The following is a 19,557-nucleotide window of genomic DNA, read 5'->3' as shown; positions in this document are numbered from 1 at the left end:
GCCTTCATCTGACTGATCATCGAAGCATCCATGCCGCCATATTTCGCGCGCCACCGGTAAAACGTGGCGTTGCTAATCCCATGCTCCCGGCACAGGTCAGGAACCGGGACACCGCCCTCAGCCTGGCGGATCACACCCATGATCTGGGCGTCAGTAAAGCGATCACTCTTCATCAGAATCTCCTCAATTCTTACGCTGAGAAAATTCTCATTCAAAAGTCACTCTTTTTATGGGGGGATTACCCAATGAGCTTCATTGGAAAACTGGGGATAATGCGCATGTTCAATGTAAGGGAGTAACTCTCTGAGGACAGTATCACCATCAGATTTTCTGTGCATCTTGAGTATTTTTTCTACTCGAGAAATGACTGTATAAATATTCCCTTTCTCGAGTTCAGCATCAATGTAAGCTTTTTCATTGTTAAAATTTCCAGATAAAGAAAATTCAAATGTTCCCAATTCAACGTCTGAAAGAGCAACGCAATAACATGTATCTTTTTTTATGATTTCAATTTTATTAAGATGCTTATCTTGAAGATCCCAAGAATACATTAAGTCACCGGATTTGGTTCCATATATTAGAACCCTCCTGGGAGTTCTTATTCCAGAATCCACAAGGCCACAAATTTCACCGTCCTCAGATATTGCAAACGATAAGCAGTATCCTTCTTTCAAAATATCAATTACATTTCCTGCTCTGAGAATATGTATAGTGAAATTACAACTTTGATTGATATTATTTTCAATAAAAATAAATATTCCATTATCTGTTAATGTTGGATTTATAATGGGGGAATGGCTATTTATTTCATAAATGAATCTTTTATCATTGCCAATTATTTCTATATTTTGTGTAAATAATTTTTTCTTGAAATCTTGTTCTATGTAAGAAATATACGCTTTATAATTTTTATTTGGTGAATATACTCCAGCATCAGTATCTGAATTTCCCAAATCTATCTTTATATGGAATTCGATATTTTTCTTTGATTCCTCTTTTTTGTCTGGCGTGAGAGGTTTTTTTGGCTTCAGCCAGTTAAATAATCCCATAATCTTCTTTCCGTTTCCTTTTACTAACTAAAAGGAAATCTCAAAACCCCGCACAAACCGGAGCCACGGCCAGCCCCACAGACTGCTGCTCAAAGCGCTCTTTGTAGCGGTTACGGATGGTGTCCAGCCGGATGGGGAGGTCCTGTGTGGGTGCGGCAATGATCGTCACCAGTCGGGCCGGTTCCTGTGAGACACGCCCGGTCTGTGGGTCCTGCCACTGCCCCTGTGCGGACAGCACGGAAAGCCCGGCAGGGAAGGCGGGGGTGAGGGTGGTTTTCAGAAAATCCCGCCATTCAGAGGCAGAAATAGCCTGCCCGCGCGGGCGCGTTTGCCCAAACAGCAGCGTAATGTTCAGCATCGGATGTGTCTGAAAAGCCTGACACAGCGTGCCGGTCCCATTTGCGGACGTTGGCTCTGCAATCTTTGAGCCCGCTTCCAGATTGGCCGTGGCGGGCGGCGCGCCAGTCGTGGTGGCCGGGGCGTGGGCCGCGGACGTGCCAACAATGCTCTCAGCACCGGGGGCGACAAGCGCGCTGCCGCACCCGCTCAGAACAACGGCCATTCCGGCCAGCGCACCCCACCGATGGATGCTGCGCGAAGGAAGCAAGGGTGTGCGGACCGGCATGGTGATGACCTCTTGTTTATCCGGTTGTTAATCCAGCCAGGGGGCAACCGGCAGGTTTTTGCCCCGCAGGAAGGTGGGGTTGAACAGCTTGGACTCATAACGCGCCCCGCCATCGCACAGGATGGTCACAATCCGGTGCCCCGGCCCAAGCTTGCGGGCCGTGCGGATGGCAGACGCCACGTTAATGCCGGAGGAGCCACCGACCGACAGACCTTCATCAATCAGCAGACTGTAGATAATGTCCAGCGCTTCCGGGTCGGGAATGCGCTCGGCATCATCAATCGGCGCGCCTTCAAGGTTGGCCGTCACGCGGGACTGGCCAATGCCCTCGGTAATGGAGGAGCCGGAAACGGACAGATCATTGTCCTTCACCCAGCCATACAGGCCAGAGCCTTCCGGGTCAGCCAGCACAATGCGCGGGGCTTTTGCGCCCGCCTTGCTGGCGGCGTCATGCAGGCCCATGGCCGTGCCAGCCAGCGTGCCGCCGGTGCCGCAGGCGCAGGTAAAGGCATCAACCTTACCGTCCATCTGCTGCCAGATTTCCGCTGCCGTGGTGGCACGGTGGCCTTCACGGTTGGCAAGGTTGTCAAACTGGTTGGCCCACACATACCCACCTTCTTCCGCCAGCCGGCGGGAGACATGCACGTAATTGCCTTCATCCCGATACGGCTTGGCTGGCACCAGCCGCAGGTCCGCGCCAATCATCCGCAGAAAGCCGATTTTTTCCTGACTCTGCGTCTCCGGCATCACAATAATGCATTTATAGCCGCGCGCATTGGCCACCAGCGTCAGCCCGATACCGGTATTGCCAGCCGTGCCTTCTACCAGTGTGCCGCCGGGCTTCAGCACGCCCCGGCGTTCGGCGTCTTCAATAATGGCAAGGGCTGCACGGTCCTTAACGGAGCCGCCGGGGTTCATGAATTCGGCTTTGCCGTAAATCTCGCAGCCAGTGGCTTCAGACGCCTTGCGCAGGCGAATAAGCGGTGTGCCGCCCACAGCGCCCGGCATATCGGCAGAAAGGGTGTGCCAGCCGGGGCGGGCGGAGGACGTTGCACTGTCAGTCATATCTGGTTGCACCTTCTCGCTTCGTTCAACAGGCTCGCATCTGCGCGCATCAGATCATGAAGTCTGTCGTATTCAGAACAGGATAACAAGATGGTGCCGGGGTGTTTACAGCCCTGCGTCCGGTTCCGCCTCTGCATCATAGAGCACTTCCAGAATGGTGCACCACGGATAACGCGAGTCATAACTCTCGCCGCTGGGGGCGGAGATGTGGCCGCTTGCGTCCGTTGGCACATGCGTCAGCGCCACGGCATCATCAATATTGCCGCCAATAATGCTTAGCTGATGGCCAAAAGGCTGCCCGGTCTGGTTGGTCGCGACCACATAGCCGCAATGCGCCGGAAAGCCGTAGGAGGTCGGCAGGCTGGAAAAGCGCACGGATGTCTTGGCGCGGCCACGGCCCACGCAAATCAGGTCACCCTGTTTGGGCACATAGGCCGCCGGGTCCTGCGCGCGAAGGACGGAGGACTGCCCCGCAGCCGCTGCATTGATATAGGTGGAGTGGTTGGGAGAATACGGGAAGCGGTTATTCGCCCCGGCCACACGCATCACATAAGAGATAAAGGCAGCGGACCACGCATAGTCGCCGTCATGCACAAAGTTGGTCAGGCGGCCACTGGCGTCATGCTTGCCGGTAAAGGTGGATTCCGTCACGTCCGGGTCCATCCCGATCCACCAGTATTCCCCAACACGTTCCCACAGGCCGGGGGCGCGTTCGGGTTTGACGGAGGCAATCTGGGGTTCGGGGCGCAGTTCCGGGTCATCATCATTCACCGGGCTGCCGAACATCCGCCATTCCCGCATGGCAATGGCCACCACGTCCTGCCGGTTGAACGGCTCATAATTGCGGGTGGCAAAATCCGGCACATGGCCGGAATAGCTGTAGCCGTAGCTCCCTGCGCTGCTGCCTGCAGCGGTGGTTGCGGTGGGGCGAGCCCCCGGAACGTGCGAAGGTTGCGCCGCACAGGCTGCCAGACATAAGGGGGCCAGCAGGGCAACAGAGAGCTTGCGTGACAATCTCGTCTCCATCCAGACAAATCCCTCCGGGGTGCCCGGAGCGTCAGGAGCCCTTGCCGTCAAGAGCTCTCCTGTTCTGCATAAGCCGCCCCGCGACGTGGGAAAAGAGGGGAGTGCCTTTTTCACAGCACCCCTGTTTCCTTTTTGTCGCGTCTGTGTCTTCAGGCAGCCGGTTCAACCGTCAGGTCAGCCGTCTGGCCGTTAACGCATTTGACTGCATCTGCCGGAGCCAGACCGACCACCAGACCACGCCCGCCGCCGTTGATGTACATGATGTCCTGCTTGAGTGCGCTTTTTTCAAACACAACGGGCACCTGTGTGCGGGAGCCAAACGGGCTGATGCCGCCAACCTGAAAGCCCGTCAGCGCTTCTGCCTTTTCCGCACCCAGCATCCGGGCGTTCTTGCCACCAAACAGGGCGGCAACTTTTTTCAGGTTCATTTTCTGATGCACGGGAATAACCGCACACACCACCTGCTTTTTATCAATTTCGACCATCAGGGTCTTGAAGACCTTTTCGTTATCAATCCCGATACCTGCTGCGGCGTGCAGGCCAATTTTGCCGGGGTCAGACACATACTCATAGTCATGCATGGTGTAGGCAACGCCATGGGCCGCCAGAAATTGGGTTGTGGGGGTTTCTATCGTCTCAGACATGGTCTTGCCCTTTCAAAATGGCATCATGGCGCGGACTGTATTGCGTCGTATAGCGCTTATCAGGCGCAGGCCGGGGGCCGTCAAGAAAAGCCGTGCGCATAGGCGTATGCACAAAAAAATGCGGCACCGGACAAAGGAGGCCGGCGCCGCAGGATCAGGCTCGGATGAAAGGCTCTTTATTTACTGTTCAGGAAACAAAGAGCGCAGGCCTTCTTCTGTCGCCGGGCAGATGCCGCGCTCAGTAATCAGGCCCGTCACAAGCCGCGCCGGGGTGACATCAAACGCCGGGTTGGCGGCGGGGCTGCCGTCCGGGGTAATCTGCACACGGGTCTGCCTGCCATTCTCGTCCCGGCCCGCGACATGCGTGATCTCGGACGCTGCCCGTTCTTCAATAGGGATTTCCGTCACGCCATTGGCCACGCTCCAGTCAATGGTGGTGGAGGGCAGGGCCACCCAGAACGGAACCTTGTTGTCCTGCGCGGCCAGTGCCTTCAGATACGTGCCGATCTTGTTGGCGACATCCCCTGTGCGGGTCACGCGGTCTGTGCCCACAATGACCAGATCAACCTGACCATGCTGCATCAGGTGGCCGCCAGCATTATCCGCAATGACCGTATGCGGCACACCGTGGCTGCCCAGTTCCCACGCGGTTAGGGCAGCACCCTGATTTCTCGGGCGGGTTTCATCAACCCACACATGCACATTCAGCCCTTCATCATGCGCCATATAGATGGGCGCCAGCGCCGTACCCCAGTCCACGGTGGCAATCCAGCCCGCGTTGCAATGCGTGAGCAGGTTAATCTGTGTGCCAGCAGGGCGATTTTTGGCAATCTCACGGATCAGTTCCAGCCCGTGGCGACCAATGGCCTCGTTCTGGGCGGCGTCTTCATCACAAATGCGGCCTGCTTCCGCATAGGCCGCTGCAACGCGGTTCTCCGGGGCAACGGGGCGCAGGCTGTTCAGCATACGGTCAATCGCCCAGTGCAGATTTACGGCTGTGGGTCGTGTGGCAGCCAGCATGGCGGCGTTCTGCTCCATCGCGGCATCACTGGCGTCCTGCCGCAGGGCCAGCGCAAGGCCGTAGGCTGCCACAGCCCCAATCAGCGGCGCGCCGCGCACCTGCATGGTGCGGATGGCATGAGCCACCTCCTGCTGAGTGGTCAGGCGCAGTATATCGAGGGAGAAGGGGAGGCGGGTCTGGTCAAAAATGTGAATGGACCAGCCATCTTTTTCATTCACCCAGACGCTGCGATACGGCGTGCCGTTGATCTTCATGAACCTGTTCCTGTCAGGATTGGGGATATGCGCTGATAATACCGGAGAGTTCATCGGATCACCACTCCCGGTCTGCGGACATGGGGTGTCAGCGGCCGGAATGGAACCCCTGGCACAAGGTGGGTCTCCGTAAAACGCCGGTTATTCTTTCTGGTTCTAAAGTATTTTTTGCATTTTCTGTTGTTTTTGTTATGAATGACACGAGTTTCAGGTCATCGGGGCGCCTTTCAGGAGCCTTTCCTGAAAGAGTAAAAAGAATTAATTCTATAATCTCGTTTGTATTTCTTAAAGTTTTGCAAGCGGGGATCAAAATGGAGTTTTGAATGAGCGAAACCAAAAAGCGCCGCGCCACGGCCCGGACTTCCGTATCCGCCGCCCGTACAGCCCCGGTTGCCACGCGCCGCACGCGCAAGACCCCCGCAAAAAACGCGGTAGTGGAAGAAGAAATTGCACCCAAGGCTCCGGCTCGTAAGCCGCGCAAGGTTGCCGCTGCAAAAGTGACGGACGCTGTTAAACCGGCCCGCGCTCCCAAAGCTGCAAAAGCTGAGGCCGCCCCGAAGAAAAGAGCAACCGCTGCAAAAGCTCCGGCCAAAGCCGCTGCCAAGCCCGCCACCCGCACCCCGCGCAAAGCCGCCGCCGCTGCTGCTGAAGCCAAACCGGCAACCCGCGCTACACGCCGCAAGGTTGTAGAAACCGTTGTGGAAGCACCGGCTCCGGCACGTCGTGGCCGTCGTCCGGCTGCTGCCGCTGTTGTTGAAGTCGCAAAGCCGGTTAAAGCAACGCGCAAAGCCGCTGCTCCCAAGCAGGCTGCTGCTAAAACCACCACGGCCCGTAAGGCTCCGGCCCCGGTCAAAACCCGCACACCGCGCGCTAAAGCTGCTCCGGCAGAAAAGAAAGTGCGTCTCTCCGCTGTTGAAAAACTGCGTATTGTGCAGGAAACACGCCGCCAGAAGCGCTATGACCGTCTGGCAGCAGAAGCGGCTGAAGCCGCAGCCAAGCCCGCTACCACGCGCGGCCGCAAAGCTTCCAAAACAACCCGCAGCAAGAAATAAGTTTTTCCGGTCTGGCCTCTGTGCGCAGAAGTCAGACCGATCTGCTGCGCCAGCCGGGACCCTGTTTTATGCAGGTTTCTCCCGGCTGGTGTGGTTTCCGGCAACACAGAAAATCTCTGCTGCCGATGGTCTTTTTCTCTGGATGAAGACGTTTTGTGGGTCAGGCAGACGCATCATGTCAGACCATACACCCTAAAAATATTTTAATGCTTTCTTCAAAATAAACGAATTTTCTACAAAGTGTTTTTGTTTTGTTCTTGTTTTTTCCGACAGGCACAGCTGCAAGAGGCGGGTTTGCAGGTGCGCAGGGGGCAGCCGTAGCACCTATAAGAAGGTAGCGGCTCACGGCAACGCAGATATAGCCTGAGGCCAATCTCCACGCTGCCATAAGGTCGACGCAGGCGTTTTATAAACCGTGATGCTCAGGCCGCTGCGTCGGGCAGTCTGTCTCCAGCCAGTTCACGAGAGGCGCGGAGTTCACCTACCACCAGACCGTTCCAGTTCTTCAGCGGACGGCGCATAAAGTGGTTCAGGATCGGGGCATCTTCACCCCCAAAGCGGGCGATCAGTGCCGCCGCAGCCGTTTCCGCAGCCCGCACGCCGCCATCCCGACATTTAATGGCAATGCCCAGACCTTTTTCCGGCAGAATGGCAATCATCACGCCTTCCGCGCCCATTTTGGTCAGCACACGCGGGGCCAGATCCTGCATGACCAGCGTATCAAACTGGTCCGTGCCCGCAATCATGAACGGGGCAGAGGAAATGGCAGCCCGCAGACGTTGTGCAGCCTGCGCACGGTCCGCACTCAGCCCCGTGCCGGTGGCAAAGCGCGCATAGGCCAGTGCCAGGGCAGAGAGCGGAATGGCCCATGTGGGAATAGCGCAGCCATCCGTGCCCCGGTTGGCATCGGTATGCGGCACACCCGTCACGTCGGCCAGCGTACGGGCCATGGTCTGCATAATGGGGTGTTCCGGGCGAATGTAATGGGCCGGGTCCTGCCCCGTCGCGCAGGAGAGGCAGATAAAGCCGGCATGCTTGCCAGAGCAGCAGTTATGCAGAGCGCAGGCCTGCTCACCCGTGGCCGCCAGTGCGCGGGCCGCATGGGCATCCAGCGGCCAGTGGGTGCCGCATTCCAGCACACCATAATCCCACCCGGTGCGGCCCAGCATGTCTGCTGCAACGGCAATATGCTCAGGCTCCCCCTGATGCGAGGCACAGGCCAGCGCCAGGGCTTCCTGCGGCAGAGAGTATTTGTCCGCAGCGCCTTCCGTTAGCAGCGGTAACGCCTGCAGGGCCTTCACGGTGGAGCGCGGATAGATGGGGGTGGTGACATCACCCGTGGCAAACACGGTTTTTCCCGAGGCATCCATCACAACAGCCGCGCCATAATGGCGGGATTCCACCCGGCCTCCGCGTGTGACTTCAGCCAGAAGCGTGTCGCTTTGCGTGTTTCCTGTCATGGTTGCTTATCGATCCTGTTTCTATCTGCTTCCGCTCAGCAGATAACACGGAGCGGAAAATTCTGCGCTGTGGTCCGGGTCCGGTTCCAGCCACTCGGAGACCATGGTGCGTCGCAGACGTAGCACCACAGGTGTTATGGCGAAAAGTCCCGGTGGATCATCAGTCATTTTCGTCAGCCAGTGCGCCACGCCGCCGCGCTCTGTCAGCAAAAGCGGGTGAGTTTTGCGCAAGGGCAGACCCTCGGCCAGAAACTGGCTGGCGGTGTCTGGCTCCGTGACCAGATAAAGCCAGCTGTCAGCTGTGGCGTGCGGGGAAAAGCCAGTGGCAGGCACAGTAGAAAGCCGAAGTTCTTCGGTATCCAGATGCGTGCGGGGTGGCCGGGGGCGCGGCGGCAGAGGGTGCGTAAACAGATCGGTCTGTAACGGGTTTTCCGCTTTTGCGCGGGATGCGCGTCTGGCGGACGTTATCCGCTGGGGTCGGTCAGTGTCTGTCTTGTGGGCCGGTGTGGTCTGCGTGCCAGCCTTGCGGGGTCTTTTACCGGGCTGCGCACCCAGCAGGTCAAACTGCACAGGTGGGCGGCCCGGTTTTGAGGTCATGAAGGGGAGGGGGCAGCCTGTTTGCGGGCGGCTTTGCCTGCCGGGCGGGCTTTGGCAGCACAGTCGGCGCACAGGCCAACGACTTCAATGGATGCCCCCTGCATGACAAAATCCTGCTCCCGGCAAATGCCGCGCAGTGTTGTCAGCAGGCTGGAGTCCGCAATTTCCGTCACACTCTTGCAGGATTTGCAGATAAGGAACTGCGCCGTGTGCAGGCAGGTGTCATGATCGTGGTCATGGCAATGGTCGGGGTCGTGGCCGGGTGCGTCATGCAAAAGATGGGTGCAGGGCACAAAGGCGGACAGGCGCTCAATCCGATGGATCAGCCCGTGTTCCAGCAGAAAGTCCAGCGCGCGATAGACTGTCGGCGGGGCCGGGCGGCGGTCCGGGGTTTTGATCTTTTCCAGCAGGTCATACGCGCCAACCGGCGTTTTTGCGTCCAGAATCAGACCAAGAATTTCGCGGCGCTGCTGCGTCATGCGCCCACCCTGCCGGGTGCACAGGGCATCCGCCCGGTCGAGCTGGCTTGTGGTCGCGGGGGAAAACTCTGTGGGGGTCATGCGGTCACTACAGTCTGCGCGGCAGAAATCACGGTTTGTCTCCAGTCCGGCCTTGGGAGCGGCTCTATCTTACGCATGCCAGAGAGTGAACGCAAAACAGACCAGCCCTTCGGGTTCTGGTCAAAGTCATCATGTTATAATATCACGTTCACCCGGCTGGCGGTCACAGGACTCGTTTGCCGGTCTGCACTGCCTCTGTGAACAGCCGATCGACAAGGATCAGCCTGATGCGTTTTCCTGCTTCTGTTTTGTCTTGCCTGATGCTTGCCGGCATATGGTCCGGTTCTGCTACGGCGGCGGAAACGCCAGTGGTGGTTGCTGCGGAAAATACGTGGGGCGATCTGGCCGCGCAGGTGGCGGAGCCGGATATGCACGTCACCTCTATTCTGAACGCACCGACCATCGACCCGCATCTGTATGAACCAACCCCGGCAGATGCCCGACTGGTGGCGCAGGCCAGCCTCGTTGTGGCGAACGGCGCGGGGTATGATGCCTGGCTGGACCGTCTGGTGCAGGCCCGGCGCGGGCCGCCGGTGCCGGTGGTGAAAGCAGATGGCTGGACCGGCTGGCATGAGGGCGATAACGCTCATCTGGCGTATAATCTGCCTGCCGTTGCGGCCTTTGTGAGCCGGTTTATTGCCGCCTGTCAGGCGACGGACCCGCAGCATGCCGGGGCGTATGAAGCACGGGGCAAAACCGTCATGGCCGCTATTCAGACTGTTCTGGACGCCATGACCACCCTGCGCACACAGGTGCAGGGCCAGCCCGTAGCCGCGACGGAGCCGGTTTTTACGCCGCTGGCCGATAGCCTTGGTCTGGTGATGAAGGAGCAGGCTTTTCAGGTGGCCGTTATGAATGATGTCGAGCCGCCGGCGTCCTCCGTGGCGCAGTTTGATGCCGATATCCGCCAGCATGCCGTGCGGTTTGTGGCCTATAACGCACAGGCCGACCGCCCCTCCGTGCAACGGCTGATTGCGCAGGCGCACACCGCCGGAGTGCCGGTGCTGCCGGTGCGTGAGATCATGCCGCCTGACACCCACTGGCAGGACTGGATGCACGGTATTCTGACGCAGGTGGCGCAGGTACTTGGCCAGCCTACCCCATGACATTCCCCCTATCACCTCCGCACGATCCTGAGGCTTGCGGCCACTCTCATGCCGGATCAGGCGCGCAGAGTGCGGCAGAGCCTGCACAGGCGAGCCTGTCAAAACCGCACGTTGCACCAGAGAGTATCAGCCTGCAGGATGTCACGCTGGCACGGGGTGGCCGCGTTGTGCTGAGCCAGATCAGTCTGGCAATCCCGCAAGGCAGTTTTGTCGGGGTTCTGGGGGCCAATGGAGCCGGGAAAACAACGTTGTTTCACGCGCTTCTGGGGTTGGAGCCGGCAGTGCAGGGAAGCATGCAGATCAACGGTCAGCCGGTGCGCCGTGGGCATCGCGCTGTGGGTTATATGCCGCAGATGCGCAAGCTGATTGGCGGGCAGTTTACCGGCTGGAGCATGGTGGCCTCGGCCCTGCACGGGCAACGCTGGGGGCTACCCTGGTATGGTCGCGCCGGGCGGGCGGCAGTAGATGCCGCTCTTGCGGCGGTCGATGCGCAAAATCTGGCGCAAAGGCCGGTGGCTGCTTTGTCAGGCGGGGAGCGCCAGCGCCTGCTGCTGGCGCAAACGCTGCTGGATGACCCATCCGTGCTCCTGCTGGATGAACCTCTGGCCAGTCTGGACCCCGCCCGCATGCGGGAGACGGTGGAGCGCATTCACACCCTTGCGCGCGCCCGGAACATGACGGTGCTGATGTCCGCCCATGATATCAATCCGCTGCTCGGCCTGATGGACCATGTGCTGTATCTGGCCCGGGGCAAGGCGCTGCTCGGCACGGTGGATGAGGTGATTACCACCAAAGCTCTCACGGCCCTGTATGGCGCCCCTGTTGATGTGGTGCGGGCCGGAGGGCGCGTGTTTGTGGTGGCGGAAGGCGGCGGCTCGGCCTTGCAGGAACATGACTGCGGAGGGTGCGGCGCGCATGCTTGATTATGACTTCATGCGCACGGCGTTTCTGGCCGCGCTGCTGGTGGCGCTGGTGTGCGGCCCGGTCGGCTGGTTTCTGGTGTTGCGCGGGCAGACCTTCGCCAGCCATGCGCTTTCTCACGTGGGGTTTGCCGGAGCAACCGGCGCGCTCATGCTCGGTCTTTCCCCCCTGACCGGACTGGCCGGAGGTGCACTGGCTGCCGGTATTCTGATGGGTCTGGCCGGAGACCGCGTAGCCGGGCGTGATGTGATGATCGGCCTTGTGCTGTCTGTCGCCATGGGCGTGGGAGCGCTGTTCCTGCACCTGCTCACCCGCTCGGCCAGTGCGGCCACGGCGCTGCTGTTTGGGGATATTCTGGGCATCAGCCCCGGTATGCTGGGCTGGCTGGCGCTGCTTTCCGCCGGGTGCCTGATGGGGCTTGGCATCATGGCCCGCCCGCTGCTGTTTGCCACCCTGCAACCGGAAATGGCGGAAGCCAAAGGCGTTCCGCTTCAACTGCTGGATGTGCTGTTTCTGGCTCTCGTAGCAATTGCTACGGCAGAATGTGCGCAGATAACCGGTGTTCTGCTGGTTTTCACGCTCATGGTCGCCCCGGCGGCAACCGTGCTGCGGCTGGGCCTGTCCCCGCTCGCTGGGCTGGGCGCAGCGGCCGGTCTCGCTCTGGCCGAAGCATGGGGCGGCCTGATTTTGTCATGGTATACAGATTGCCCGACGTCCTTCTGGATCGCCCTTCTGGGCGGCGCGGGCTTTCTGCTGGTCGGGCTGGTGCAGCGTTTTAGGGCGTAACAGCCCTTAAGCCCGCTTTTTACTGCGGCAAAGACCAGTCCAGCCAGCCCCACAGCAGAATGAACACTGCCAGACAGACATGAATGATAATCAGTGTGCGAACGGTAATAACCGGCACGTCATCTTCATGTTCCATTTTGGGGCGAGGGGCCATGGGTCAGGGTCCTGTCAGATTAAGGCGCCGTATGGGGCAGAGCGTGATAGGCGCGGTTGAAATAGACAAGCCCACCCGCCGTTTCATGAATGCGCAGGGCTTCAACGACCCCAAATAGCACACTATGCGTGCCCACTTCCACAATCTGGCTAATGCGGCAGTCAAACGTGGCCACGGCCTCTTCCAGCACCGGCGCGCCGGTGGCCAGTGTGGTCCAGTGCCCGGTGGCAAAGCGTTCCGCCATGCTGTTGGGGCTGGCAAAATGGTTGGACAGCGCCTGCTGCGTGGCGGAAAGCACGTTCACGCACAGCGGCCCGCCCATCACAAACGCCTCGCGCGCACGGCTCGCCCGGTTCAGGCAGACCAGCAGGGTCGGCGGGGTATCCGTCACGGAGCAGACGGCGGAGGCGGTAAACCCCACGGGGTCTTCCCGCGTTCCAGTGGTCACAATATTAACAGCAGCACCAAGTCTGGCCATTGCGTTGCGGAAGGTACTGGTTTCCAGCGCCAACATCTGCTCTCCTTCATCCCACTCCAGACGCAGTGTTTTGTGCATGAATATAAGAGGAAAGCAATGACTGAAGCCCTCCTTTCCGGCACGCCGACCGTCAAAACAGAACGGATAGGGCCGGTGGGCCGCATCCGGCTGGACCGGCCAGCCAAGCTTAATGCGGTGGATCTGGAGATGGCGGAGGGCATCGCCCGTGTGCTGGAGGCCTGGGAAGAGGACCCGGACGTCACGCTGCTGCTGCTGGACAGCACAAGCCCGCGAGCCTTCTGCTCCGGTGGAGATCTGCGCGCTTTGAGCGATCTGATCCGCGTGGAAGGACCGGAGGCCGGGGTGCGGAAAATTACCCGGGTGTATGACGTCATGCGGCAGATTGCGGCTTACACGAAACCGATTGTTTCGCTGCTGGATGGGATCGCCATGGGGGGCGGCATCGGGCTGGGCGGGCATGTGCCGTATCGGGTGGTTACGGAGCGGTCTGTGCTGGCCATGCCGGAAACCGGCATTGGTATTACGCCGGACGCCGGGGGCTCGTGGATTCTCGCCCAGATGCCCGGACTTTCCGGCTTGCGGCTGGCATTGCTTGGGGAGCGGATGACCGGGGCTCAGGCAGTCCAAAACGGGTTTGCGGATTATCTGCTGCCTTCCGCCAGCCTGCCGGATCTCGTCACGCAACTCGCCACTCAGCCGGTGCCGGATATGCTGGCAACGCTCGCCCAGCCCGTCCCCGCCGCTCCGGAACATGCGGTGGAGGCATGCTATAATGCGCCCGATCTGGCGCAGGTCCTGCACAATCTGGAGGCCGACGGCAGTGAAGCCGCCCGGCAGGATCATGAGGCGCTTTCCCGCCTGTGCCCGTTTTCTCTTCAGATCACATGGGCCGCATGGCACCGGGCGCGCACGCTGGAGTCACTGGATGACGCCTTTGTGCAGGAAACCACGCTGGTCAGCCACCTGATGCATCGCCCGGATTTTCTGGAAGGGGTGCGCGCCAAGCTGATCGACAAGGACAACGCGCCGCGCTGGCAACCTGCGACGCTGGATGAGGTCAACCCGGACGAGGTCGCGCGCTGCTTTCAGCGGCTCTGAGGCTTCAGTGCTAACAGCAGGCACACAAGGCCTGCTCCCAACATGGCGCACAGGCTGCCCAGCAGGAAGACTTCGGCATAACCGCTGCGGTCTGCCAGAAACCCGGCCAGCGGCCCGGTGGCGGCGTAGGCCAGATCCTGAAACGCGGAAAACCCGCCCAGCGCTGTGCTGCGCATGGGGGCGGGCACCAGATGCACGACTTCCACCCCCAGCGAGGGGTAGACCATGGAACAACCTGCTCCCGTGAGAAACGCGCCAATTAATGCGACTTCCGGCGAATGTGCTCCCCAGATCAATGCCAGCCCGACGGCTTCCACCAACAGGGACGGGAGGGCCACTTTCAGCCCGCCGATCCGGTCCGGCAGATGTCCGCACAGCAAACGCATAGCCACAAAGGCCACGCCAAAGCAGGTCAGCCCCCACCCGGCGTAAGACCATCCGGCCTGCAGAAACCGCAGAGAGAGGAAGGCCCCGAGGGCTGCAAACCCAATTCCCTGCAAGGCAACAGCCAGCCCCGGCCAGCGGATCTTGTTCAGAATGGCCCAGAACGGTTCCCGATGCCCCGTATGCAGAGGGGCGGCTGGCAATGTGCTGATCAGCGCCAGCCCCACTAACGGCAGAGCGGCGCTCACGGCCATCAGGATGGCAAAACTGAAGTGCTGATAGACAATCAGCCCCACCGGTCCCCCCACAGCAAACGCGCCATACATGGCGGCCCCGGTCCAGGCCATCACCCGGCCTGCCTGCGGTTGCCCGGCCAGACCAATACCCCAGCCCATCATGCCGACAATGCACAGGCTCTCACCCAGTCCCAGCAAAAGTCGCCCGGCAATCAGCACGCCATAGCGCCCGAAGGGGGGAAGGGCGGGTAGGGTGGAGAGCAGGCAAAGCCCGCAGGCCAACGCATACAGCACCAGCCCGCGCCGCATGCAGCGGTGGCCGCCCGAGGCATCGGCAATCTGCCCGGCATAATTACGGGTGAAAATGGTGGAGAGGAACGGAATACCCACCGCCAGACCGGCCAGCACGTTGCTGAACCCCGGCCAGGACATGACGTACACCGGCACGGCTGTCAGAGACAACGCCACGCTGAGGTAGGAAAGGAAAAGCGCCAGACTCAGTCTGGGCAGGAAGGAACGATCAGTTTTCATGGATGCGGCAGACCGTATCGTGGTCGCTGGTTTATGGCTAGAGGGTCTGTTCCCTCAGGCGGCCTGACGTGGCGGTGGCGCAGTAAAGGTACGCCATGTGGTGTAGAGGTCCGCCTGCTCCGGGCTGGGGCAGCGTCCTTCCTTCCGTCCGTAATGGTTATAATGCGCGGCACCGGAGGGGCATTCCCCAAGCTGGACGGCAATGGCCACGTCCGGGTTCTGGCGCAGATACCAGTCTTCACAAAAGGGAGGGGCGGCTCCGTCCCGCTCTTCCCAATAGCCACGCGTGGCATAGTGCTCCTGCGCGGAGGATATGTGTCCGGCCCGGATGGCGTCCGCCACATCTGGATTGGTGCGCAGGTAGGCATCTTCATCAAACGGCTGATGCCGCAGATAGTTTTCAATTAGCAAAAGCAGCAGAGAGTGAGGGACCGTCACAGAGTGTTCATCAGCCTGCTCGGCTGACAAGCCAAGAGTTCTGGAGAGAAAGGAATACGGGATCATGCGCTCTCCTCTGTCAGATATTAATATTTCCTTAAAGTATGACAGCGGATTAAGCCGGGCAAGCCACACCTTAGCCCACAGGAATGGCTGACACGTTGGGCCAGACTGTTGCAGAAAGACCGTTAAACCCGCATCACAGTCTCTCAGCCGGGAAAGAGGGGAGCGCACAAAAGTGGACGTGGTGGATATCCAGAGCCTGCACAGAGTGCCCGTGGCAGACGTTCCCTCTCCGGCGTTTGAACTTGCTCCCCCGCGTGTGCTCAACCCCTCCACCATCCCGCCGCATATTCTGGACGCCATGCGCCCCGGCTGGTTTACCGGCGCGTTTCCCGCAGGCTCTGTGCGCCTGACCAAACTGTTTGATGTGTATGTCACGCTGGAAGGTCTGGTGTTTACGCAGGACAAAAAGCTGGTGCAGCAAAGCATCGCCCAGCACACGTCGGAAGAATGTGCGCAGGGGCTGGCCCAGATCCTACAGGCCGAGCAGGCGCAGACCGTGCAGGTGGTTACTCCGTCCTCCCTGCTGCTGCGCAAACGCGGGGAACAGAATTACGGGCACTGGATGGTCGAGTTGCTACCAAAACTCTGGCTGGCAGAAGAGCATTTGCCGCTTTGCTCCCTTGTCGTGCCGCGTCTGAGTGGCAATTTTTCCCGCGTGCTGCGGGATAGTGTGGCGCTCAGCACGTCCTTTGTGGCGCTCTACCATGAAATGGGCGTGCAGGATGTCGCCTTTTTCAAGGAACTGGTGGTGGTGGATGGCCTGACCAATCACGGGGTTTACATGTCGCCGCTGGCTTTCTCCCGCACGGATGACATGGTGGCCCGCGTGCCCGGCGCACAGGCCCGCAGGCTGTATCTCACGCGCAAAAATCGCGGCAGAACCATCAGGAATGAAGAGGGCCTGATCGCCTTTTTGCAGGAACAGGGCTTTTTGTGTCTGGACCCCGCAGAACTGACCCTTCTGGAACAGATCAAACTCTTTAAAAATGCAGACTGCGTTGTGGGCGTGATGGGGGCCGCGATGACCAACATCATGTTCTGCCGCAAAGGCACCAGAATTATCAATCTGGCACCGGGGAACATGCCGGATACGTTTTTCTATTTCATCGCCGGGCTGCGCGGGCTGGACTATTACGAAATCCGTGGAAAAATCTGCACGGAAACCGAAAGCTGGGATAGCCCGTTCGAGATTGAACGGGACCATCTGGCGCATGTTTTGAGTCTCGGCCCACAGGGAAACGCTGTCTTAGGGTAAAGCAGAACCAGCAGGCGGCCTCCTTCTTAAAAGGATGAACGCCTGCCGATAGCGCGGCTTAGTAGCTGAAGTTGATAAAGCCGCCGATGGTGCGACGGGCATCGGGGGAGGTGTAGTGCAGATACCCTGCCGTCCCGTAAAGCTGGTAGCCGGTGGAGAAATACTGGTTGAACATGTTGCGCACATACAGCCCAACCTGAAGGCGCTTGTTAAGCGGCAGCAGGCTGACACGCAGGTTGACGAGGCTATAAGCCGGAACTTTTGAATAATCAGGCTGCCCGGTGACGGTCCATGTCGTGCCACGATAGGCGTAATCAAGATGCGCCTGCACGCCAAGGTGCGGTGTCAGGTCATGGTGGTAGTCAATAAAGGCATTGGCGGACCAGACCGGCGCATTGGTCAGGCGTGTATTGGTATAATTGGCTTTTGTGCTGGCGACGTAGTCCGTAAAATGGGCGTCCGTAAAAGAGACAGAACCCGAGAGCGTCAGATCCGGAATCGGTCTGTAGGCAACATTACCTTCCACACCCTGACTGACCAGTCCGCCGGCATTCCCGATAGCACTTGTCAGAATAGTGGTGCCATTTCCTGCCGGAACAGGGGTCAGCACAGTCGCCTGAAAATCGGTAAAGTCTTCACGGAACACGTCCATGTTCAGACGCAGCTTATGGTGCATCCATTCAGACTTCATGCCGACTTCGTAGGATTTGACGGTTTCCTTGTGGTAGGGGTCGTAATTGTTCCCCACAAAAGCGATGCCTGCCGGTTTGTAGCCCGTGGAGAAGGTAAAATAGGCCATGACATTGGGGTTGAAGTGGTATTCAGGCGAAATCCGGCCTGAGAAGTTCTGCCCTGTCATCTGGCCCCACGGGTAAACGGGCGCGTTATGGGTCGGGGTAAAGGTTGGATTATATCCCGTGACAGCCTGAGCATCCGTATTGATAAAGCTCAGCCCCTGAGAGTTCTTATCGTGGGTGTAACGCCCACTGATCGCAATATCAAAGTGGCGGGAAATATTGAACTTCAGCTGACCAAAGGCCGCCAGAGACTCATTGCGGGACTGGAAAAGAGAGGTATTCCCACTCTGCCCGACCGCACCGGAGTTGTTATACAGGTTCTGTGCCGGAACGCCGTCAACATAGAGCGGGTCCCCTGCCGTGCCCCACTGATACTGTGTCTGGCGGGCATCAAGGCGGTTGAAGAACCCACCGGCCAGCCATTCCAGAAAATGCCCTTTGGGGGATGAGAACCGAATTTCATCGCTGAACTTGCGTGTCGTCAGGCTCCCAAAGTTATAGGGATAATAAGCAGAGACATCGAGCGGAACCAGATCGACCGGCGTGTTGTTGTTATAGAGTGACTGACGCCATGCACTAATAAAGTTGAGGTCATTTTCGCCAATTTTGGTGTGGATCTTCAGAGCCGCACCATATTCTTCTGAAACAATATTACCATAGATGGGGTCAGCCGTGTCCGCGTTCTTTGCATTGGGATAGATACCCAGAGAATTGAGTTCAGATGTCACTGCGGCACTCTGCCCACCCACAGGGGTCCGCACGCTGCTATCCCAATGGTGGGCGTAATCGCCCTGTAGGGTAATATCCAGATTATCTGTGGGTTCGACATAGAATTTGGCACGGCCACCATATTCATTGGTTGAGCCGACCAGCTTGTTCAGCACCACATTGCGGCCAAAGCCGTCCTGCGCATTGTCAAAGCCGGAAATACGGAAAGCGGCCTTACTGCCAAGTGGAATATTAACGGTTGCATTGAGAATGCGTTCGTTATGTTCACCATAGCTGGCGCTGGTGCGAGCTGTCAGTTTGTTCAGCACCGGTTTTCCGGTTGTCACGGCAATCACACCCGATGTGGAGTTCATGCCAAACAGCGTACCCTGCGGGCCCATCATGATATCAACATTGTTGATATCCACCATGCCAATCATCCCGTTGGCGCGCTGGGCATCCATCACAACATCATCCACCACCACGCTGACGGATTTTGCATTGGAAAAGTCAAAAGACTCGCTGCCAACACCACGGATCTGAAAAGCAGCACCCTGTGTTGGGTCATACTGCACGCCAGGTGCCAGATATTGCAGGTCGGTCAGGGCGGTATAACCAGCGTTTGCAAGCGTTTTGCCATCAATGTGCTGGATGGAAATCGGCACATTCTGGTTGTTTTCTGCCCGGCGCTGGGCTGTCACCATCACGGATTCCAGACCAGACTCTGCATGGTCCCCAGACTTTTTTGTGACCTTGAGAGTGCGGGGCGGCTCGGCCTTATGGGGGGCCTGTCTGGGTTTATGCTCCGCAGGTTTGGCGTTCTCTGTTTCCGCCCATGCCTCGCATGGAAGGACGATGCCGCAACACAAAACAAACTTAAAAAGTGTTTTCTTCATAAGGAAATTTTTCCGGGACATTCGTGGAACAGCACCAGCTGACTGCGGCATACGGACATGGTTGTGGGCATCCTTCAGTCATAGGAATTTCGAATGATTCACCCCTTACAAAGATTCATGCCCCGGCAAAAGAATGATTCCTTGTTCGTAATATAAGTTTCACAAATGCTTCTCGATTTGTATTTGTCTTATCCTGGTTAAAAAATGAAATTTATTTCATAGAACCTGTAGATAATGGTTTGTGAAATAAATATGAAAAAGAGGAGCAGTTTCTTTACTTCCTGCGCCCTCATTCTTATTCCATGCGGGCCATCGGCCTCCCATAGACA

21 protein-coding genes are annotated in these 19,557 nt (G+C 58.5%); 6 read left to right on the top strand and 15 right to left on the bottom strand.

Annotated elements, in window-relative coordinates:
* The 7 genes from KP703_RS12205 to mtnA all read right to left on the bottom strand — a co-directional run.
* Positions 1 to 173 (bottom strand): transposase (locus tag KP703_RS12205; RefSeq protein ID WP_045543078.1); only part of this gene is annotated, 173 nt, incomplete at its 3' end.
* Positions 174 to 227: 54 nt separating this feature from the next.
* A complete protein-coding gene (locus KP703_RS12200; RefSeq protein WP_215755134.1) occupies positions 228 to 1,049 on the bottom strand; it encodes a hypothetical protein in 822 nt (273 codons plus the stop codon).
* Between the two features lie 40 nt (positions 1,050 to 1,089).
* Positions 1,090 to 1,674, bottom strand: coding sequence for a DUF3574 domain-containing protein (locus KP703_RS12195; protein WP_215755133.1), 585 nt, complete (start codon positions 1,672 to 1,674; stop codon positions 1,090 to 1,092).
* A 27-nt stretch (positions 1,675 to 1,701) separates the two neighbouring features.
* Entirely contained in the window at positions 1,702 to 2,739 is a 1,038-nt protein-coding gene (locus KP703_RS12190; RefSeq protein ID WP_215755132.1) for a cysteine synthase A, read from the bottom strand.
* A 105-nt stretch (positions 2,740 to 2,844) separates the two neighbouring features.
* The gene (locus tag KP703_RS12185) at positions 2,845 to 3,765 is read right to left on the bottom strand and encodes a DUF2272 domain-containing protein (RefSeq protein ID WP_215755140.1); all 921 of its coding nucleotides are present in this window, start codon (positions 3,763 to 3,765) and stop codon (positions 2,845 to 2,847) included.
* A 149-nt stretch (positions 3,766 to 3,914) separates the two neighbouring features.
* Positions 3,915 to 4,409, bottom strand: coding sequence for a Cys-tRNA(Pro) deacylase (ybaK, locus tag KP703_RS12180; RefSeq protein ID WP_086653359.1), 495 nt, complete (start codon positions 4,407 to 4,409; stop codon positions 3,915 to 3,917).
* A gap of 180 nt (positions 4,410 to 4,589) precedes the next feature.
* Complete coding sequence (mtnA, locus tag KP703_RS12175; RefSeq protein WP_215755131.1) at positions 4,590 to 5,684, bottom strand: S-methyl-5-thioribose-1-phosphate isomerase; 1,095 nt, start codon at positions 5,682 to 5,684, stop codon at positions 4,590 to 4,592.
* Positions 5,685 to 6,007: 323 nt separating this feature from the next.
* On the opposite strand from mtnA, the gene KP703_RS12170 reads away from it, so the two are divergent.
* The gene (locus KP703_RS12170; protein ID WP_215755130.1) at positions 6,008 to 6,736 is read left to right on the top strand and encodes a histone; all 729 of its coding nucleotides are present in this window, start codon (positions 6,008 to 6,010) and stop codon (positions 6,734 to 6,736) included.
* A gap of 422 nt (positions 6,737 to 7,158) precedes the next feature.
* Here the strand turns inward: KP703_RS12170 and KP703_RS12165 are convergent, their stop codons facing one another.
* The 3 genes from KP703_RS12165 to KP703_RS12155 are packed head-to-tail and all read right to left on the bottom strand — an operon-like array spanning position 7,159 to position 9,353.
* Complete coding sequence (locus KP703_RS12165) at positions 7,159 to 8,196, bottom strand: asparaginase (protein ID WP_215755129.1); 1,038 nt, start codon at positions 8,194 to 8,196, stop codon at positions 7,159 to 7,161.
* 21 nt (positions 8,197 to 8,217) lie between these two features.
* A complete protein-coding gene (locus KP703_RS12160; protein ID WP_215755128.1) occupies positions 8,218 to 8,793 on the bottom strand; it encodes a hypothetical protein in 576 nt (191 codons plus the stop codon).
* The gene (locus KP703_RS12155) at positions 8,790 to 9,353 is read right to left on the bottom strand and encodes a Fur family transcriptional regulator (RefSeq protein WP_062142358.1); all 564 of its coding nucleotides are present in this window, start codon (positions 9,351 to 9,353) and stop codon (positions 8,790 to 8,792) included. Before KP703_RS12155 ends, KP703_RS12160 begins: the two co-directional genes overlap by 4 nt.
* A gap of 227 nt (positions 9,354 to 9,580) precedes the next feature.
* Between KP703_RS12155 and KP703_RS12150 the strand changes: the two genes are divergently transcribed.
* Genes KP703_RS12150 through KP703_RS12140 form a run of 3 tightly spaced genes read left to right on the top strand, consistent with a single transcriptional unit; the run spans position 9,581 to position 12,166 of the window.
* Positions 9,581 to 10,459 (top strand): metal ABC transporter solute-binding protein, Zn/Mn family, encoded by an 879-nt coding sequence (locus KP703_RS12150; RefSeq protein WP_215755127.1) that lies wholly within the window; start codon positions 9,581 to 9,583, stop codon positions 10,457 to 10,459.
* Complete coding sequence (locus KP703_RS12145) at positions 10,456 to 11,382, top strand: metal ABC transporter ATP-binding protein (RefSeq protein WP_215755126.1); 927 nt, start codon at positions 10,456 to 10,458, stop codon at positions 11,380 to 11,382. Before KP703_RS12150 ends, KP703_RS12145 begins: the two co-directional genes overlap by 4 nt.
* Positions 11,375 to 12,166 (top strand): metal ABC transporter permease, encoded by a 792-nt coding sequence (locus KP703_RS12140; RefSeq protein ID WP_215755139.1) that lies wholly within the window; start codon positions 11,375 to 11,377, stop codon positions 12,164 to 12,166. Before KP703_RS12145 ends, KP703_RS12140 begins: the two co-directional genes overlap by 8 nt.
* Before the next feature lie 19 nt (positions 12,167 to 12,185).
* Here the strand turns inward: KP703_RS12140 and KP703_RS15810 are convergent, their stop codons facing one another.
* Entirely contained in the window at positions 12,186 to 12,320 is a 135-nt protein-coding gene (locus KP703_RS15810) for a hypothetical protein (RefSeq protein ID WP_256441415.1), read from the bottom strand.
* Positions 12,321 to 12,339: 19 nt separating this feature from the next.
* Positions 12,340 to 12,834, bottom strand: a complete 495-nt coding sequence (locus tag KP703_RS12135; protein WP_062142388.1) for a flavin reductase — start codon at positions 12,832 to 12,834, stop codon at positions 12,340 to 12,342.
* Positions 12,835 to 12,894: 60 nt separating this feature from the next.
* On the opposite strand from KP703_RS12135, the gene KP703_RS12130 reads away from it, so the two are divergent.
* Positions 12,895 to 13,917, top strand: a complete 1,023-nt coding sequence (locus KP703_RS12130; protein ID WP_215755125.1) for an enoyl-CoA hydratase/isomerase family protein — start codon at positions 12,895 to 12,897, stop codon at positions 13,915 to 13,917.
* On the opposite strand, the gene KP703_RS12125 is transcribed toward KP703_RS12130, so the two are convergent.
* Together KP703_RS12125 and KP703_RS12120 are read right to left on the bottom strand one after the other, a co-directional pair.
* Positions 13,905 to 15,068 (bottom strand): arabinose transporter, encoded by a 1,164-nt coding sequence (locus tag KP703_RS12125; RefSeq protein WP_062142352.1) that lies wholly within the window; start codon positions 15,066 to 15,068, stop codon positions 13,905 to 13,907. The two genes, KP703_RS12130 and KP703_RS12125, sit on opposite strands and share 13 nt — an antisense overlap.
* Before the next feature lie 54 nt (positions 15,069 to 15,122).
* Positions 15,123 to 15,572 carry a hypothetical protein gene (locus KP703_RS12120; RefSeq protein WP_062142350.1) on the bottom strand — a complete coding sequence of 150 codons (450 nt, stop codon included), beginning with the start codon at positions 15,570 to 15,572 and terminating at the stop codon, positions 15,123 to 15,125.
* A gap of 211 nt (positions 15,573 to 15,783) precedes the next feature.
* On the opposite strand from KP703_RS12120, the gene KP703_RS12115 reads away from it, so the two are divergent.
* A complete protein-coding gene (locus KP703_RS12115; protein WP_215755124.1) occupies positions 15,784 to 16,827 on the top strand; it encodes a glycosyltransferase family 61 protein in 1,044 nt (347 codons plus the stop codon).
* Positions 16,828 to 16,885: 58 nt separating this feature from the next.
* On the opposite strand, the gene KP703_RS12110 is transcribed toward KP703_RS12115, so the two are convergent.
* The gene (locus KP703_RS12110; RefSeq protein ID WP_252354045.1) at positions 16,886 to 19,228 is read right to left on the bottom strand and encodes a TonB-dependent receptor; all 2,343 of its coding nucleotides are present in this window, start codon (positions 19,226 to 19,228) and stop codon (positions 16,886 to 16,888) included.
* Positions 19,229 to 19,557 lie beyond the last annotated feature (329 nt).

The sequence above is a fragment of the Acetobacter sp. P5B1 genome, assembly GCF_018811985.1.
GTDB lineage: Bacteria > Pseudomonadota > Alphaproteobacteria > Acetobacterales > Acetobacteraceae > Acetobacter > Acetobacter cerevisiae.
This window is presented reverse-complemented; position numbering and strand designations above follow the sequence as displayed.

What these genes read in the sequence shown, in the direction of transcription:
- KP703_RS12155 (WP_062142358.1), bottom strand. Translation starts at nt 9,353, where the DNA reads ATGACCCCCACAGAGTTTTCCCCCGCGACCACAAGCCAGCTCGACCGG.
- KP703_RS12195 (WP_215755133.1), bottom strand. Translation starts at nt 1,674, where the DNA reads ATGCCGGTCCGCACACCCTTGCTTCCTTCGCGCAGCATCCATCGGTGG.
- KP703_RS12125 (WP_062142352.1), bottom strand. Translation starts at nt 15,068, where the DNA reads ATGAAAACTGATCGTTCCTTCCTGCCCAGACTGAGTCTGGCGCTTTTC.
- KP703_RS12160 (WP_215755128.1), bottom strand. Translation starts at nt 8,793, where the DNA reads ATGACCTCAAAACCGGGCCGCCCACCTGTGCAGTTTGACCTGCTGGGT.
- KP703_RS12150 (WP_215755127.1), top strand. Translation starts at nt 9,581, where the DNA reads ATGCGTTTTCCTGCTTCTGTTTTGTCTTGCCTGATGCTTGCCGGCATA.
- KP703_RS12200 (WP_215755134.1), bottom strand. Translation starts at nt 1,049, where the DNA reads ATGGGATTATTTAACTGGCTGAAGCCAAAAAAACCTCTCACGCCAGAC.
- KP703_RS12185 (WP_215755140.1), bottom strand. Translation starts at nt 3,765, where the DNA reads ATGGAGACGAGATTGTCACGCAAGCTCTCTGTTGCCCTGCTGGCCCCC.
- KP703_RS12165 (WP_215755129.1), bottom strand. Translation starts at nt 8,196, where the DNA reads ATGACAGGAAACACGCAAAGCGACACGCTTCTGGCTGAAGTCACACGC.
- KP703_RS12170 (WP_215755130.1), top strand. Translation starts at nt 6,008, where the DNA reads ATGAGCGAAACCAAAAAGCGCCGCGCCACGGCCCGGACTTCCGTATCC.
- KP703_RS12140 (WP_215755139.1), top strand. Translation starts at nt 11,375, where the DNA reads ATGCTTGATTATGACTTCATGCGCACGGCGTTTCTGGCCGCGCTGCTG.
- KP703_RS12190 (WP_215755132.1), bottom strand. Translation starts at nt 2,739, where the DNA reads ATGACTGACAGTGCAACGTCCTCCGCCCGCCCCGGCTGGCACACCCTT.
- KP703_RS12120 (WP_062142350.1), bottom strand. Translation starts at nt 15,572, where the DNA reads ATGATCCCGTATTCCTTTCTCTCCAGAACTCTTGGCTTGTCAGCCGAG.
- KP703_RS12110 (WP_252354045.1), bottom strand. Translation starts at nt 19,228, where the DNA reads ATGAAGAAAACACTTTTTAAGTTTGTTTTGTGTTGCGGCATCGTCCTT.
- KP703_RS12130 (WP_215755125.1), top strand. Translation starts at nt 12,895, where the DNA reads ATGACTGAAGCCCTCCTTTCCGGCACGCCGACCGTCAAAACAGAACGG.
- KP703_RS12145 (WP_215755126.1), top strand. Translation starts at nt 10,456, where the DNA reads ATGACATTCCCCCTATCACCTCCGCACGATCCTGAGGCTTGCGGCCAC.
- ybaK (WP_086653359.1), bottom strand. Translation starts at nt 4,409, where the DNA reads ATGTCTGAGACGATAGAAACCCCCACAACCCAATTTCTGGCGGCCCAT.
- KP703_RS15810 (WP_256441415.1), bottom strand. Translation starts at nt 12,320, where the DNA reads ATGGCCCCTCGCCCCAAAATGGAACATGAAGATGACGTGCCGGTTATT.
- KP703_RS12135 (WP_062142388.1), bottom strand. Translation starts at nt 12,834, where the DNA reads ATGTTGGCGCTGGAAACCAGTACCTTCCGCAACGCAATGGCCAGACTT.
- mtnA (WP_215755131.1), bottom strand. Translation starts at nt 5,684, where the DNA reads ATGAAGATCAACGGCACGCCGTATCGCAGCGTCTGGGTGAATGAAAAA.